The sequence below is a fragment of the Paenibacillus sp. N3.4 genome (assembly GCF_008017805.1).
Classification (GTDB): domain Bacteria; phylum Bacillota; class Bacilli; order Paenibacillales; family NBRC-103111; genus Paenibacillus_E.
In genome coordinates this window covers 1-17,658 of the sequence record NZ_VRTT01000046.1, presented here as the reverse complement: position 1 = coordinate 17,658, position 17,658 = coordinate 1, and the positions used below count along the sequence as shown (strand labels likewise).

11 protein-coding genes are annotated in these 17,658 nt (G+C 46.6%); 9 read left to right on the top strand and 2 right to left on the bottom strand.

All coding sequences use genetic code 11. The features are described from left to right. Positions 1-40: 40 nt before the first annotated feature. Genes FU659_RS21625 through FU659_RS21610 form a run of 4 tightly spaced genes read left to right on the top strand, consistent with a single transcriptional unit; the run spans position 41 to position 8,452 of the window. Entirely contained in the window at positions 41-925 is an 885-nt protein-coding gene (locus tag FU659_RS21625; protein ID WP_147949450.1) for a carbohydrate ABC transporter permease, read from the top strand. A 1-nt stretch (position 926) separates the two neighbouring features. Continuing rightward, the gene (locus FU659_RS21620) at positions 927-1,757 is read left to right on the top strand and encodes a carbohydrate ABC transporter permease (protein WP_147949449.1); all 831 of its coding nucleotides are present in this window, start codon (positions 927-929) and stop codon (positions 1,755-1,757) included. Between the two features lie 34 nt (positions 1,758-1,791). Beyond that, positions 1,792-4,839 (top strand): glycoside hydrolase family 3 N-terminal domain-containing protein, encoded by a 3,048-nt coding sequence (locus tag FU659_RS21615; RefSeq protein ID WP_261807958.1) that lies wholly within the window; start codon positions 1,792-1,794, stop codon positions 4,837-4,839. Next, positions 4,763-8,452 (top strand): S-layer homology domain-containing protein, encoded by a 3,690-nt coding sequence (locus FU659_RS21610; protein WP_147949448.1) that lies wholly within the window; start codon positions 4,763-4,765, stop codon positions 8,450-8,452. Before FU659_RS21615 ends, FU659_RS21610 begins: the two co-directional genes overlap by 77 nt. An 81-nt stretch (positions 8,453-8,533) precedes the next feature. Here the strand turns inward: FU659_RS21610 and FU659_RS21605 are convergent, their stop codons facing one another. Continuing rightward, entirely contained in the window at positions 8,534-9,499 is a 966-nt protein-coding gene (locus FU659_RS21605) for a ParB/RepB/Spo0J family partition protein (RefSeq protein ID WP_147949447.1), read from the bottom strand. Between the two features lie 137 nt (positions 9,500-9,636). Here FU659_RS21605 and FU659_RS21600 point away from each other — a divergent pair, with 137 nt between their 5' ends. The 5 genes from FU659_RS21600 to FU659_RS21580 are packed head-to-tail and all read left to right on the top strand — an operon-like array spanning position 9,637 to position 17,354. Next, positions 9,637-10,683, top strand: coding sequence for a Wadjet anti-phage system protein JetD domain-containing protein (locus FU659_RS21600; RefSeq protein ID WP_147949446.1), 1,047 nt, complete (start codon positions 9,637-9,639; stop codon positions 10,681-10,683). Continuing rightward, a complete protein-coding gene (locus tag FU659_RS21595) occupies positions 10,671-12,197 on the top strand; it encodes a replicative DNA helicase (protein ID WP_147949445.1) in 1,527 nt (508 codons plus the stop codon). The genes FU659_RS21600 and FU659_RS21595 overlap by 13 nt, the downstream gene beginning before the upstream one ends. Further along, entirely contained in the window at positions 12,187-12,942 is a 756-nt protein-coding gene (locus tag FU659_RS21590; protein WP_147949474.1) for a DUF6063 family protein, read from the top strand. The genes FU659_RS21595 and FU659_RS21590 overlap by 11 nt, the downstream gene beginning before the upstream one ends. Continuing rightward, positions 12,926-15,391: a coiled-coil domain-containing protein gene (locus FU659_RS21585; RefSeq protein WP_147949444.1), complete on the top strand. Its 2,466-nt coding sequence runs from the start codon at positions 12,926-12,928 to the stop codon at positions 15,389-15,391. Before FU659_RS21590 ends, FU659_RS21585 begins: the two co-directional genes overlap by 17 nt. Before the next feature lie 37 nt (positions 15,392-15,428). After that, complete coding sequence (locus FU659_RS21580; protein WP_187274299.1) at positions 15,429-17,354, top strand: coiled-coil domain-containing protein; 1,926 nt, start codon at positions 15,429-15,431, stop codon at positions 17,352-17,354. 21 nt (positions 17,355-17,375) lie between these two features. Here the strand turns inward: FU659_RS21580 and FU659_RS36445 are convergent. Then, positions 17,376-17,658: hypothetical protein (locus tag FU659_RS36445; RefSeq protein WP_222708599.1), on the bottom strand; the 283-nt coding region annotated here is incomplete at its 5' end.

Below are 17,658 nucleotides of genomic sequence, written 5' to 3'. Positions count from 1 at the left end.
TACGGTGCGCGGCCCCCATGTTTCCGATAGGGTGATGAGCATGAATAGCATCATAAGTGACAAAAGAACGATTTTCTGGCTCGTAGCACCGGGATTTATGTTGTTTACAGCCATGATCTTCATTCCCATACTGGTAAGTTTCTACTACAGTCTGACGAATTGGGATGGAGTAGCCAATTACCAATTTATTGGTCTGAATAATTTTATTGAAATCTTAAGCAAAGATGAAGTGTTTTGGAAATCCTTGCTCAACGCTATTCTTCTCGGCTTAGGGCTCGTGCTGATCCAGCATCCATTTTCCGTTCTGATCGCCATGTTGGTGCAGTACTGTGGACGATTTGAGAAATTACTACGCGTATGCATCTTTATTCCTTCCATTATTTCAACCTTTGTCACGACACAGCTCTGGGTAAGCGTGTTTAATACCCAGTTCGGACTGCTAAACCGAATGCTAGAGATGATTGGATTAGAGGCCTGGAAGCAGGATTGGCTTGGAGATTCAAAACTGGCCATTTGCTGCATTATTTTTGTGTGCATGTGGCAAGGATTCGGTTACGCCTTTCTGCTTTACTACGCAGGAATCAAGGGAGTGCCGAAGGATCTTCACGAAGCGGCAATGTTGGACGGTGCGTCACAGTTCCAGCTCAACCTGAAGATTGTATTTCCTCTTCTTGCACCGGTGCTTAGAGTCAACATTATTTTGGCTGTGGTGGCTGCGTTCAAGCAGATGGAGACCGTCTATTTAATGACCGGGGGAGGACCGGCCAACAGTACGCAGTTTTTATCGACTTACCTCTATTCCAAAGCGTTTCGCGAGGGACTGTATGGGTATGGGAATGCCATTTCCATTCTGTTAGTGATCATCTGTTTGCTGATTACCGTGCTGTTGAATCGTGCGCTAAAGAAAGACGTAGGTGAGTATTGAGATGAAAATTCGAGGTATTTCAGGGCTGCTGTTCGCCGTATTTATGACGATTCTTGTCTTGGCGGAGCTGTTTCCGCTCGTGTGGCTGTTTGACTTTTCTCTTTTAAAAAGCGGTGATTTCTTCGGTTCCAGCATGTTGAAATGGCCGAACCCGCCGATGTGGAAAAACTATGCTGACGCCTTTAAGGGCGCGCATATTACGATGCTTTTTTTGAACAGTTTGTTAGTTTCATTCCTTTCCATTGTTATTATCGTCGCTTTATCGATTACGATGGGATACGCTTTCACACGGATGAAGTGGAGGCTGCGGAATACGTTTTTCGCGCTCATTATGGTCGGCATGATCATTCCGATCTACGCCACCTTGCTGCCTAACTTTATTTTGTTTAAGCAAGTTGGCATCTTAAATTCGTACTTGTCTCTGATTTTGCCTTATGCAGCATTCTCGATTCCAGTGAGCATGTTCATTATTACCGGTTTCCTAGAAACGATTCCAAGGGCTCTGGAGGAAGCGGCGATTATGGACGGTCTCGGAGTGCCAGGTATGATTTACAAAATCATCTTGCCCCTCCTAAAGCCTGCTATTGCCACTGTTGCGGTCCTTGCATTTTTAAGCTGCTGGAATGAGTTTATTATGGCGGTTACGTATATTGACAAGGATTCTTTGAGAACGCTTCCCTTTGCGGTAGTTTATTTCATGGGGCAGTATTCTTCCAATTATGGGGCGCAATTCGCCGTTCTGGCGATCATTGCGATTCCGTCCATTTTGATTTATCTGATCTTCACGGATCAAATTACTAGGGGCATCACCGCTGGTGCGGTAAAAGGCTAGCCCTTGGCAATAATATGTTTTAGGGAGGAAATTCATGAGAATGTGGAAACGCAAGTTATCCTTGCTGTCAGCAAGTATTATGATCAGCTCATCATTATCCGGAATAGCGGCGTTAGCCAATGAGGGGAACGATCCAACTTCATCAGAGCTTGCCGTTTACTGGAATAGTTCGAAACCGGTGGAGGATCGAGTCAGCGACCTGCTCGCCAAAATGTCATTGGACGAAAAGGTTGGTCAAATGGTACAAGCTGAGCGGGCGTCCGTCACACCCGACGATGTCCAGAATTACTACTTAGGCTCTGTGCTCAGCGGGGGCGGCTCGTTCCCGAATGGCAAGCAATCGGACAGTACCCGCGAGAATTGGGCGTCGCTCGTGGATTCCTACCAATCGGGAGCACTGTCCACACGCCTAGGCATTCCCATTCTGTATGGGGTTGACGCGATTCACGGCAACAGCAACCTGCTGGGTGCAACGCTCTTCCCGCATAACATCGGTTTGGGCGCATCGCGCGACACTGCCCTCGTCGAACAAATCGGCGTTGCAGCGGCTCAGGAAATCAAAGCCGCCGGAACCCATTGGGCGTTCTCTCCAACAATCGCGGATCCGCAAAATATTCAATGGGGGCGCACCTATGAAGGCTTCGGTGACAATCAGGCGCTAGTCGGCGAGATGGGAGCGGCATTCATTAAAGGGCTTCAGGGTGAAACAAGAGATCAGCTGAAGCGCACAGATAGCGTGGTCGCTACGGCAAAACACTTCTTCGGCGAAGGCTTAACCGAAGGCGGAGTGAACCAAGGCAATGTGACAGGTATGACAGAAGAGCAAGTCACAGCGCTGGATTTGCCGATATACAAAGCGGCAATTGACGCCGGAGCTCGGACCGTTATGGCTTCCTATAGCAGTATCCAAGGTTTGAAAATGCATGCGAATAAGCGTCTGTTGACCGATGTCCTTAAAGGCACGGGTGAAGGACAACTGGGTTTCACCGGCTTTGTTATATCTGACTATAATGCGGTGCAGCAGATTACGAAGGATTGGGAAGGCAAGGCCGTTAGCGGCTTGAAAAATCAGATCAGCGTTGCAGTAAACGCGGGCGTAGATATGATGATGATGCCTACCGACTGGAAAACGACGATCACGAATCTGAAGGCGTTGGTTGCTGAGGGCGGGATCAAGCAGGAACGTATCGACGATGCGGTTACCCGCATTCTGCGCGTTAAGTTCGAATCAGGTGTATTTGAACACCCGATGACGGATAACAAGCTGGCGGGAACGTTCGGCTCTGCGGACCACCGCGCGCTGGCTCGCAAGGCCGTCAGCGAGTCTCTTGTCTTGTTGAAAAACAACAAGGTGAACGGCTCTCCGATTCTCTCGCAGCTGTCGGGGATGAATAAGATTTTCGTGGCGGGTAAGAGCGCCACAGATATCGGCTTGCAATCCGGCGGATGGTCGATTACCTGGCAGGGAGCCAAGGGTAATACAACAACCGGAACAACGATTCTGCAAGGTATTCAGCAAGTGGTTGGCAGCAAGAAGAACGTCATTTACAATAAGCACGGACGGGGTGCTGAAGGCAACGATGTCGCGATCGTCTTCATCGGAGAAGCGCCTTATGCTGAAAGCAACGGTGACGGCTTGAACAAACTTAAGCTCGATTCAGAAGACTTGTCCACGCTGGACAATATCAAGGCATCCGGCATACCTACGATCGTTGTCCTAGTTTCCGGACGCCCGCTGATGATCGGCGACCGTTTAAATGATTGGGCTGGACTTGTGGAGGCTTGGTTGCCTGGTACGGAAGGCGCAGGTGTAGCGGACGTATTGTTCGGCAGCAAGGACTTTACGGGCAAATTGCCGGTTCGTTGGCCATTTTACACGGAAGCTTATACGAATCCTGCAGCGGGGCAATCCAACCTGGATCCGAAATATGTGTTGTTTAATTATGGTTACGGGCTGGCAAAAGCGGAGGAAACCCCTTTATTGCCCATTATGCCTGACAAACCAGGACAGAAGGATCTCTATGTAAAAGTCGAGGCAGAGAACTATACGGCTAAATCGGATGGTTTGAAAAGTGAGAACACGTCTGACATCGGGGGTGGGCAGGATATCGGCTATACCTCCTCTGGCGCTTGGCTCGAATATATGATCAATGTTCCAGTTAGCGGAACTTATGACGTAGACTTCCGCTATGCGGGAGGCGATGCCGGTACCACGAACGGTGGAATGCTCATCTTGGATGCCGGCGGTCATACACTTGGTGAACTAAAGGGAGTTGGCTATACCGGAGGCTGGCAAACCTGGCAGACAGCGACCGTTAAGGGGATAAATCTGACAGCAGGCGACCAAAAGATCAAGCTGCAGTTTACGAGCGGCGGCATTAACTTCAATTGGTTCGGTTCTGCAGGCTTTGGACCTGCGGCTGTCCAGGGCGGAAATACCGGTGGAGCAATTACCCCGCAGAATCCGGTCTCAGGCGGTCAAGGTGCGGTACAGAGCTGGCTTTCCAGCGAACGCAGCAGCCAGAGTCAGTTATGGTATTATGCCCCGCAATGGCAACCAGGTGATGAGGTTAAACAGCTTACGCCTCAGAAGAATCTTGATCTGACAAGCGTAGGCAACGATGTGTATGCGACGACCATCAACATTGATCCTAACAAACAGTATCAAACGATCACCGGCATGGGTTCCTCGATGGAAGAATCGACAATATTCAATATAACGAAGATGTCGGATGCGAAGCAAAATGAGCTGCTGAGCAAGCTGGTGAGCAATGTGAATGGCATCGGCATGAGCATGACTCGTCTGACGATTGGTACGGCGGATTTTACTTCCCGCCAATTCTATTCGTATGACGACATGCCACCAGGTCAAACCGATACGAATCTGGCGCATTTCTCCATTCAAAAAGATATCGATTATGGCATCATTCCTGTACTTAAGAAGATCATAGCGATCAATCCGGATATGAAATTCTTCCGCTTCGCCATGGAGCCCTCCGGGCTGGATGAAAACGACGGACAGCATGATCAAGGGCTCAGTGAAAGACGAGTATCTGCCTGTTTTGGCGGATTATTATGTTAAATTTATTCAGGCTTACAAAGCGCAGGGCATCAACATTACAGCCATGACGCTGCAAAATGAACCACTTTTAGAGATCGAGTATCCAAGCACCAAAATGCCTTGGCAGCAGGAAGCTGAGCTTAGCAAGCTGCTTCATCAGAAATTTATTGCTGCCGGTCTGGATGTGAAGATTTGGGTCTTTGACCATAACTTCAGCGACACAATGAATTATCCGGCGCCGATGTTAGCTGATGCAGCTAATCGCGACGCCATTGACGGTACGGCTTTCCACGATTACGGCGGTGACCCTTCGATGATGTCCCAGCTGCATGATCTATATCCAGCCAAGAACATTTATCTGACAGAAAGAGCCATTTGGGGGACAGCGGGTGCAGACCGAATGGCGCAATATTTCCACAATTGGGCTAAGAGCTACAATTCGTGGGTTGTTATGCTCGACAGTGATATCGCTACCCATCAATGGGTTGGTACACCGGATCCAACGATGGTTATTCAGGATTCCAGCAATCCGGATCATTATTGGCTAACGCCGGAATATTACACACTGGGTAACTACTCGAAATTTGTAAAGCCGGACTACATCCGAATTGACAGCAATTATGGGTCGAAGGATCACGTAACGAACGTTTCTTTTATGAGCCCAGACAAGAAAACCATTGTTTCGGTTGTCGTTAATCAGACCGACAACACGCAAACGTTCAAACTGGTAAGTGACGGCACGCAAGTGGCTGCACAAATTCCGGCGAAATCCGTCATTACGTACAAGTGGGATCGAATTGTACTTGATCACAAAGATCCGGTAGTTATGACCGTAGCTCCGGAATCTCTGCCTTATAATGTGAATAATAAGGAGATCTCCCTAACGGTAACAGGCATGACATATGGAACGAAGCTTGGCGCCATTGCGCTTGGTACTGAAGCGGCTGCGATGGGGATTACGTTAGGCGACGTAACCTACACGGGTTCGGCGCAAGCCAATGTTCAATTGCGGTGGAATCCTGCGAAGCCTTACTACGTGAATACGCCGTTGACGGTTACGGCCGCCACGTACTCGAGTACGGAAGCTGGTCAGACACTGACAGGTAGTGTCATGCTGATCGGAACAGGGCACAAAACGATTGCCACCAATATTTTGCCTGGCCCGGTAACGGCTAACGACTATTATCAATTATCAGGCGCAGCCATCAATGGTGCGGACACTTCAAACGCTAAAATCACAGGCATCCATACAGGAGCTTGGGCTGAATTTAAGATTAACGTGCCTGCCTCAGGCAAATATGCTGTTACCTTGAAGGTTGCCTCTCCGAATGGTGGAGGATTCCTCTTGCAGTCTGAAAATCTCAGTACCTTGGGTTCTTACGCCATTCCGAATTTGTATGGATCGACAGCTTGGGCAGGTGCGCGGCTTTCTGTACAGCTGCAGGCCGGAGAGCAAATCATTCGTATTCAAGGAAACAGCGGCTCGTTTGATATGCAAAATATCACTTTTGAACCCGTGACTGCACAATCAGCGGGAAGCGACGGGGTTATCAAGGTAGAGGCGGAGAATTTTGTCGCAGCGGGCCAACAGGTGATACAGTACGGAAGCAGCATGAATAATCTTGGGTACACGTCTGCAGGATCAACATTCGATTATCTTATCAATGTGCCGCAGGAAGGCTATTACAAAGTGCGTCTCCAATATGCCACGCCACAAGGCGGTGTTTCCGCTTCGGTATTGTCAAACGGAACGCTTAAAGGTTCCGCATCCATGCCGTCTACAGGAGCCTGGAGTACCTACCAGGAAGTCTCTGTCGTAGTGAAATTGGATGCTGGCGTTCAAACACTTCGCATCATTGATAATGGCGACGGATTTAACTTCGACGCTTTGTCTATTGAACCAGGCACTCCTGAAACAGTGAAGCAAAAGCTTAAGGCTCCTCTTGTAACAGCAACTGCAAAGTCTGTTGTATTGACAGCTGATACTGTAGGGGCAACGATTTACTACACGACGGATGGCTCGTTGCCGACGAAGGATAGCATAGCTTATACCGCGCCAATCGGCGTCACATCGGCTAAGGTGATTCGTGCAATAACGAGTAAAGAAGGCATGATGGATAGTTTTGTTACATTTTTCTCGACTCCTGGCTCGTATGTAGCGGTAACAGGCATATCGCTGGATCCTGCCAAACTTTCCTTGCAAGTAGGATCGGTAGGTGCATTGAAAACTAAGTTCCAACCGGAATTTGTCAGCAATGAAGAGGTAACTTGGACCTCAAGCGACATCGGCATTGCAACGGTTGATGGGTCAGGTAAAGTAACGGCTATTGCTGCAGGAACAGCAACGATTAAAGTTACGACGGTTGATGGAGGCAAGGAAGCTACTGCGGTCATCACGGTAACGGCAGCGTCGGATACAGGAGGCGGAGGCGAGTATACACCAGGAACCAGCTCCCCAAGCACACCGAGCACACCGACTACTACGTCTGATTCTGGCAAAATTACCGTTCAACCGACAACCGACGCCAACGGCGTGGCTTCTGCAACGGTAAAACCAGAAGACATTAAATCGGCACTAAAGGCTTCGACTGATCACAAAATCTCCATTGTAGTGAGTGCCTCTGCCGGTACAAAGCAAATGAAATTGGACATTCCGGTGCAGGATATTTTGGCAGACGGCAGCATCAAAGCCATTCAGTTGGATACTGGCTTAGCAACTGTTACAATCAATCCTGATCTGGTTAGCAAAAATGGCGGAACTGCTTCATCCATCATTCAACTTACTGTGGAAGCGGTGGACACAGCCAACCTGCCGGCAAATGTACAGGGGCAGTTGAACGGAAGCAGTGTGTATGATTTCAATCTGCGTATTGACGGCAATAAGGTCAGCAGCTTTAACGGAAGTGGCGTGCAAGTAGGCATCCCTTACAAAATAAAAGCAGGCGAAAAGCCGAATAACATTATCATTTATTACATCGATGATACAGGCAAACTTGAGGTCGTTAAGAATGGCAAGTACAACCCGGCAACAGGCAATGTTGAATTTAAGGCAAAGCACTTTAGTCAGTATGCGGCTGCCTATTCTCATGCTTCCTTTACCGACACATCGGCAATGGCATGGGCTGAGGATAATATTCAAGCACTGGCTGCCAGGGGTGCAATTAACGGAACAGGCAATGGATTATTTAATCCTACTGGCGAAGTGACACGCGCAGAATTTATTAAGATGTTGATTAATACCTTTGATCTGTCGGATGAAACAGCTATCTCAACATTCGCTGATGTCAAAAAAGACCAATGGTACTCGAACGCAGTAGCAAGCGCACAAAAGCTTGGTATTGTAAACGGCAAAGATGACGGCACCTTTGGTGTGAACGACAACATTACCCGCGAGGATATGGCGGTTATGGTTTACCGAATCAGCCAGCAATTGAATCTGAAACTTGCGTCAGGCAATCTTTCCGCTGCCTTCACGGATCAGCCTCAGATTGCTGCCTATGCGAAATCAGCAGTTGATGCCATTAAAGGCGCTGGCATTATTAACGGCATGGAAGATGGAAGTTTCGCTCCAAAGGACCATGCATCCAGAGCTCAAGCTGCAACCATGATTTTCAGACTGTTTTTTCAAGCGTAACCGCTAATGTTGTACAATAAATAAAATGAAAACACCGTTTTCCTCTTGGTCCAATGAGACCGGGAGGGTAACGGTGTTTTGTTATATCTGCTCTTTAATCTTTTTCCACTGTGCCAGATGCATTTCGAGGCTGCCAATCAGCTCATCCAGATTGAGAGCGAAGCTTTCTTTGACGCTTTCTTGCATCTCAATCTTTTCAGCAGGCAACTGTTCAAGCGCAGGCAGTGCAGTTAGCAATTGCTGAAGTTTAATTTGAAGCGGAGAAGATTTTTCTGCCTTTTTGGTTTTCTCAGCTTTTACCGCTGTTTTCGGAGCTGCAGCTGGCTTGGCTCTTTCAGCTCTGTTGTTTTGATAGACAGACCAGGTTTCTACAAGATCAGGGCCTGATTTGTACAATAATTTTCCTTTCGTATTCTCCGAAATCTCTTTATCTTTAAATAAACGGGCGATTTTTTTGACATCACTTACAGGGAGCTCGTCTCTGGCGATAATTAAGGCTAATGCATCGCGGTGCTCCATCGGCAAATCCTTAATAGGTAGCAGTTGGTCTTCTGTTAATTTATCTTTTCTTATTTCGGTGCCGCTTACGATCTTCTTTTTGACCGCATTGCCGAACTTTAGCAGATCACATTTGTTTTTGATATACGCTTCGGATTTGCCTAGTTTACTTGCTAGATATTTGATGGAGGAACTGAATTTGGCATCCGTCATCAGTTTATGGAAAGCTTCGGCCTCTTCAATCGGCGAAAAGCCCTCTCGTGTCAAATTCTCCGCAATTTGTTCCAAATAGATTTCCATTTCATCCGTAACATCAGATACAATACAAGCAATCGTTGGGCGACCCAGCATTTTATTCGCTTTATACCTGCGATTGCCATAAATGATTTTGTAACGGCTATTCGTTGTCGTTCTCACTTTAATCGGTGAAAGCAAACCAATCTCATCAATGCTTTTCATTAATTCCTGCAAGGCTTCTTCGTCAAATTGGTATCTGGGCTGATCCGTATCCTCATCGATCAAATGCATCGAAATTTCGTGAATATCCATATCGTTTCTCCTATCGTTCAGATTGTCCTTGGATTATTATATAACAAGGTTCAAAGCGTGTGAATGGAAACACGAACGAACAGCGAACAAAACTCTGCTATAATAGAGGATATGGACTATAAACAGGAGCCCCTACTATGAACCCAAAAAAACATCTCATCGACTTTTTGCATGCCTATAAAAAGAGTACAATTTTACTTTCCGATCTTGAGGATCTTTTTCTCGGACAGTCTTGCACATATGAGGATTTTTCAGCAGCAGTGCTTGAATTGGAGAACGAAGGGATTTTGCAAATCGTAAAAAAGAAGGGCAGAATGGTCAAGGAGCCTTATCTTGCCTATCAGTACAGGGTCCATAAGAGTCAAATAAAGGGGGAGCTGCATCAGCAAATTCATCAAGCAAGAAGTCTTACACACCGATGGATTCAACTGGACATTTATTATTCCCTCAGCTCTTCGATATGGCAGCAAGATTGGCCTTATATACAGCTTATTGATACTTATCTTAACAAGCATGGCTTACCGAGTTTTCCTGTACCTGCTCCCGAAAGAAGTTTTGCTCTTGTAGGCAATGAGAAATGGATCACAGAGGGGCAGGGCAAAGAACTGCTGGACCGTATAGGTCTGTGGGAGAAGATGCTCGTGATTCCCGTTGCCGATCCATTGATGATGGCTGTTCATCCATCCTGTCTGCAATTTCCTGTTCATCGTCATCTCATCGTCGAAAATAAGACCACGTATCAGGCGCTGCTGCAAGCTCTGCCGGATGTGCCTTTCACGACGTTGATATTTGGCGGTGGCTACCGAATTACCAAAAGTATCGAGCTGCTGCCTATCCAGCTGCCGCTGCCTGTGGGTAAGCATGAGTTTTATTACTTCGGTGATATCGATAAAGAAGGGATGAGCATCTGGCACATCCTTCAAGGGCGTGTACAGACCTGGTTTGATAGTCCCGTTCATCTGGCAATGCCTTTCTATAGGGCCTGTTTAGCTAAAAGCTTCGCGTATGGAAAAGAAAATCAACGTGATAATAGCGAAGCGGCCGAAGCCTTTTTGCGCCATTTTTCCGCCCAAGAGCAGATTCAGATTACGCAGTGTTTAGCGGCAGGGGGCTATTTTCCCCAAGAAATTTTACATACACAAGAGCTTTGTGCTTTATGGAGGAACACCGAATGGACTACTTAGAAATAGGGCAGATCGTTTCCGGTTTTCGGGAACGTATGGCCAAGATTGCCTTGTTCGATCCGTTATATGAGCTTCAACGAAAACGGCAAACGGATCGGCAAAACAAGCCGATTGACTTCATGGAACTGGGTCTGCTCACTTTGCTTTATTTTTTTGAGCAGAAATTAATGCGCAATAACAAAGCAGGGGTGAAAGACCTGGCTGAGTTCCTGACAAAGGTATCGGGAATTTTCATTGATCTGGACGAGGCGGGATTCGAAGATTTGGCTAGACAGGTTATTCAGACTTTTCGACCCGCTACGGGAAAGAAACGGGAGTTCACTTTTCAGAATTGGGAGTCCGGGAAACAGGAGTCCATTTATATTTCTATTTTAAAAGCGCATGCGTTCGATCTGAAAATAAATACACAGTTTTATACGCTTGACGATGACGGACTTGAGCTTGTTTTCGCGACCAAAGAGTTCTATATGGAGTTTCAGTTGTCTATTCACCAGCTGGTCCTTCGTAAGCAATTGGAGAAGGGCGAGTTCGAGGGCGCGCTGCGGCAAATTAATGAAATGCGCGTAGATGTGGAAGCTCTGCAGGAGCGAATGGTAAAGTTGGAACATGAATTGAAAAGAAACATCGTATCCGAGGAAACGTTCGGACGGTACAAAGGCTTGCTGGACGATATTTATCTGCGCCTCCAACTGGAAAATGAAGAATTCGATGAGCTGCGGATGTTCGTGAAGGAGACCAAAGATCGCGTTCACGCAGAGACGATTAGACAGGTTGACCAGCGGCCTTATGAGCTGATTTTACGCATTTCCAATGAACTGGAGATGGTGCATGGCGAGCACTCGATTCTTTTTCAACAAAGCATGGTACTGAAGTCATCTGCACTGAGCGCTGCACAGGAATCGCTTTATTATACAGGTCTGGATTCATTTAATTTTGATCAGGATATTGGTTCGCTCATTTTTAGTACGCCTTTGCCTGTGGCAAGCATGAAGGGGGTACTGGCTCCCTTTCTACCTATCGAAGAAACAAAGCAATGGTCGCTGCTGACGGTTTGGGCGGAGCAAAATATTCAGGAGGACAGTGACGGACAGGAGCGGGATAATCAGTTTCTTGATATTGAGGCTGAAGGTGATGTCCTCCCGTATCAGGCTGTTCAGCGAAAGCTCTACAGGCTGCTAATGGAGAAGTTGCTGCACATGATGGATGAGCAGGGAGATACTGAATTGCATGTGTTCATCCGTCAAATAGAGAAGAGCGATTACGCTCATTTATTGGGAGAAAGGTCCTTTTACGATTTCTGGATCTTTCTGCATCAAAGAAGTCCGCTGCAGGCCCAAGATGGGGAAAGTCAGCACAATGAGGTTCAGGGTGCATGGCTGGATGATCTATATGCTTTGCTTGGCAGTCGCTCTTTGATCGTTAGGGAGCAAGCGGATACGATTACCGTAAACGAGAGGTTTACGATTCAGAATATGTTGATTTCATGGGGAGACAGGAATGACAATGGCAATTGAAAATAAGGTCGTTATGAAAGCATTTCGCATCTATACGCTGCTCGCTCGGGAGGGAGAGGTGGGTAAGGAACTGCTGCAACAATATATGGCGGATGACGAGGTGCGCGGGCTGGTCGATCAGTTTGCTCGGGAGGTTGATTGTGTAACCCTTATTGCAGGAGAGCAGCTGTACATGATTCCGGAGACGCGATTATCCCCTTTTCATATGAGCAATGAGGCGATTAAGAGGGGCTATCTCCGTGCGAATAGCGTAAATGCGGATTTGTATCTCATGTATGTGAGCATGATTGTTTTGATAGGGTCTTTCTATGACAGTTATCAAACGATGGAGCCTACGCGAAGTTTTATCGGAATTGAGGAATGGACAGCGCTGGTTAATGAGCGGATTGCGGTATTGAAAGGCTATTCAGAGGGTGAATTAAGGGAGATGGAAAAGGAGTTTTCCTATAATTGGATCTCTGTGATCGATAAATGGAGTGGGATGGATGATATTAAGGAAACAGCCTCCAAGCAGAGCGGCAATACGATTAGCCGGGTAAGCTTCATGGATTCGGTGCGTAAATTTATGATCGCGCAGCAATTAGTTATGGAGATCGGTAATCAAGAGATTACATTAACGGAAAAAGCAAAAGTTATCGTACAGCGTTATTTTATGGAGCTAGAGTACAACCGCGGCATTTTGGAGTTTCTATATCAATCTAGTTCCAGTGATGAGGAGGGCCAAGCATATGCCGGCGATATCTAAAATACGGTTTACCAATGTTGTCTATGAAGATGGAAACAAGCGATACAATGACGAAATGTTCCAATTCGACGGACATAACGGAGCTATTTTGTTGGAAAATGGCGGCGGAAAAACGGTTTTTATCCAGACAGCGATTCAAGCTGTGCTGCCCCATTCCGATCTGGCCGGACGCAAAATGAAGGATACCCTCAGTCTTGAAAATGGCCCTGCGCATCTGGCCATTGAGTGGATTCTGAATGAAAGGCCTCGCCGTTATGTGGTTACGTGTGTCAGTTTGTTTCTTACAGCAACAGGCTTGGATTCTTATCGCTATGTGTATGATTATCCTGCTCTGGATGCAGATGCGATTGATCAAATTCCGTTCGTCAAGCCAAGCGGCGGCAAGCTTCGCTCCGCAGATAAAGGCGAGATTTATGATTATTACCAAAGCATGACAGCCAAGCGAATGAATGCCAAGATGCCTTCCAGCATAAAAGAATATAAACAATTGTTGGAAAAGGATTACCATATTATTGCAACAGAATGGGAACGCATTGCCAAGATTAACGGTTCGGAGGGTGGCGTAGAAAGCTTCTTCGATGATTGTAAAACGACCAGCCAACTCTTTGATCGTCTACTGATTCCAACCGTTGAAGATGCCATGTCGGGGTATGAGCAGGGAGAGTTCGCCGAAATCTTCGAATCTCACAGAGATAGTTTCAAGAAGTATAAGGAATTAAGAGAGAAGATAGAGGAAAATCAAAAGATTCTGTCCGAATTGGATCATTATGTTCATGTTTTTGCTGATTTAGATGCCAAACAGCAGGAATACGCGGCCTCGCAAGCCGAAGCGAAGGCGTATTGGTTTTTATCCAATGAGCAAAAGGAAGAAGAGTCGCTAAAGCTTGCGGAGCACCGTCAGCAAATGACAGCTTGTGAACAGAAGCTGCTATTACTGATCCAGAAGCGAGACGCCTTGAATATTGCTAAGCAAAAGCAAGAGCAATCTACGTTGAAAACGAAGCTGAACTTGGTGGAGGAAGACGTAGAACGAATAGAGGTGCAAGTCCAAACAACGAAGCAGCTCTATTATTCCTTACGTTTGGCTGCTTACAAACAGCAATGGCAGCAAGCGGAAGAGCGAATGAACTACTTGAAACACGAACTGGAACAGTTCGGCAGCTCCAAAGAGGAAGACGAGCTTCAAGCTTTATGGTCCGGCAACGGAGGTCAAATTAAGAGCTTATTCACAAGCATGGAACTAGCCTGGCAGACTGAAGAAGAGAGGCTTAAGCAGGAAGAGACATCCTATCAGCATACGCTGGATCTGGAGCACACGGTTCTAAAAGAGTTAGCCGGACCATTGGAGAATCTGAACACGCAATTGATTGAACATAAATCGATTATCGATGCTCGGGAGAAAGATAGAGAAAACCTTCGTAAACAAGTCCTGGCAAATCCTGCTGTGGAAAGTATGGAAGGCAGCTTGAGAGATTGGATTCAACGTGATCAAAAGTTGGATGATAGCAACGTTCGACTTTTGCAACGAAATAAGGATTTAGCAGCCGAGAAGGAAGCAAACAGCCGCGCTTTTGATCTGGTTAGTGACCGCCTTAAGATGGCCTATACGGATCGTGCGAATGCGGAAACGGATTTGGATGTTTTCAAAAAAGCACATCATACACTGCTATCCGAACTGGCGGCTTATCGATCTTCTTGGGGAAGGCTCACTTTCGTCTATGACAAACAAAGCTCTATTGAAGAACAATTTCGGGATGATATAGAGAAACGCCGTCAAGAGAGAGAAGACGATTTGCTCAAAGAGCGTCTCGCTTTTCGATATATCGATGATTATAAGAATCAGATGACCTTTTTCGCGGATGTCTATGTGGCAGGGCTGCAAGAAAAGTGGAAAAATCAATTCTCCTTATTAGAGTCCGGCATTCACTATTTACAAGGACAAGGGTTACATCATTTGGTGAAGATTCATCCGTTATGGTCGATTACTTTAATTACAACGGAGGAAGAAGTCAGCCTTTTAGCTAATAAGTTACGTCAGGTTTCTGAGGATATGCAGTTTCCGATTCAAGTAATTTCATCGCAAGAAGCTTCTCGTCTAGCTAATATGGATATGCCTATGGCAGCAAATGAGAAAGCTTGGATTGAGCCTCAGCACTGGCGGGATAACGTGGACGGCGCTCTTTTCGAAGACTGGAAACAAACGATTTATCGGAAAGGGCTGGAGGTCCAATCCAAACGCTTAGCCAAGGAACAGGATATTCAGATGACACTAGATCTGCAAACGACGTTTCTGCGATTCATTGCATTATACCCGCTTGAAGTCGTTCAAGAATACGAGAGACAGGTCGCTCAGAAACGCGATGAGGTTCGCTCGCTGGAAAGTCAGCAGGAGCAATATAAGAAATCGGTTAAGGAAGCTGAGTTGAGCATCGAGCAGCATAGCAAATGATGGACGAGCAAAAGGACGAGCGGATTCAGATACAGCAGTGGATCGAAAAAGGGCAAAGTATGTGGAACTGGGGAAAGAAATCGATAAGCTGGCTAAAGCCAACGAAGAGCTTCTGGAGCAAGCGGAAATGCTGCAAACTAAGGTCAACAGTCGTCAGCGATCTATCGAGCATTTGGAGCATTTGATGGAGACGGCAAAAACGCGCCTTTCCTACGTCAAGCTGGAAAAAGCGGGACTACAAGGTCAAGAGCTGTATACCGAGTTGATCGATACGATCGCGATTCCCTCATCTCATACTCTGGAATGGCTGAAAAACGAAAGACGCCACTTACATTTGAAGCTGAATCGCATAACGCAAGGGCGTCAGCAGCTTGAATCGGATGTGTCGCATGCGAAGGAGAAATTAGGCACGCTTGAGAAGGAAATGAAGCAGCTTTTACAGGAGCATGGCGATTTGCAGCTGGATCAGCAGCTGGAGTTTCCGACAACAGGAGAACAACAGATGGCTGAGCTGCGCGTTCAACAAAAGGAATGGGAAACCCAGCTTCTACGTGTGAAAGCAGAATATGTACGTGTGGAGAAGGAGTACCTTGCGCAGGAATCCAGAGTGAAATTATGGATTGAACAATACAAAGGGGCTTATGGCGGGCAAATGCCTACTGTCTTTGTGGAATCGCTGCAGGTGGTTGAGGATCAGGTTCAAAACGAAGATCAACGCCTGAAGGAAGAACAGCATGGACTGCAGCAGAGAACCGCGCAAATTGTTGGTCAGCTGAATAAAATTGAAGAGGTTTTGCACTATTTGAACCCCTACAAAATCATTCATGGTTTTGAGAATCCGGGTGTTGAGGCTCTCACGATGTCGCAGGAGGCAAAATCGACCTTTCTTTATGACCAGATGAACATCGTGCGCAAAGCAATGGACAAGGTACTAGCCCATACGGAAGCGTTGGACGCCGAAGAAAAGAAAGTGAAAAAAGCCAAAGGGCAGTTTATCGACTTTTGCAGGAAGCAGATCAAAGATGTAAAGCTCAGAGAAATGGCTGAGCAGGGCGCTGAAAACAAAGATAGCTATTCTGAGATGACGATGTTCCAGCAAAAAATGCACAGCCGACTCGAACGTGTTAATCATATTGCTGAGGAAACGATGCGAACACATAACCAACAGTTGGAGCAATACATTGTTCACGTTCATAGTCATTTGAAGCTGATTGCTTCTGAGCTCAGAGACATCCCGAACAAAACGAGAGTTAGGGTCGAGGATCAATGGAAGTTTATTTACTCGTTTCACATTCCCGAATGGGATGAGCTTGAAGCCAAGGACACTTTACGTAAACATTTGGAATGGATGTTAACGGAGTTGGAAAAAGGTCAATATCGGGATGACGATGGAATCGAATATACGTCGACCGTTCGTAAGGAAATCGAAAAGTGGCTGGATACCAAGCAGCTTTTGCATATTGTCCTACAAGAACGTCCGATGAAAGTATCGTGCCGGAAGGTGACAAATGAGAATAACGTGACGAAAGCCTCGTTCTCGTGGGAACAGTCGAATAACTGGTCCGGCGGAGAGAAATGGAGCAAGAATATGACGCTGTTCTTAGGTCTTCTCAACTATGTAGCCGAGAAGCGTCAGCATATTCAAGCGAATATGAAAAGGCATCGCACGGTTATCTTGGATAATCCATTTGGTAAAGCATCGAGTGACCATGTGCTGAACCCAGTGTTCTTTATCGCGGAACAGCTTGGCTTCCAGATTATTGCGCTCACCGCGCATGCAGAAGGCAAATTTCTGAAGGACTATTTCCCTGTTGTGTTTAGCTGCAGGCTTAGACAGGCGTCAAGCGGCTCTAAATTGGTGATGACCAAGGAAAAAGAGATTAATCAAGCTTATTTCCGAGATCATGCCCCCATTTCGTTAGAAAGACTTGGCGACATTAAGCAGATGGAATTGTTTGTTTAGGTAAGGGCGGGCTTTAGTCTTTTATATGTGAAAAAAATCTGCACATCCTCTGTTTGAATCAAAGAGGATGTTGCAGATTTTTTTTACCTTATGAGTGAACAGAAGAGCATCTCTGCAAGCACGGAAAACGGCCTTACAGGTGATGAAAAAGAGAAAAGCAGCAGAAGAGGGCAGCTGTAAGGCCTGAAACCGCCTTACATGCTGCTCGAGCAGAAGAGCATCTCTGTAAGCACGGAAAACGGCCTTACAGGTGATGAAAAAGAGAAAAGCAGCAGAAGAGGGCAGCTGTAAGGCCTGAAACCGC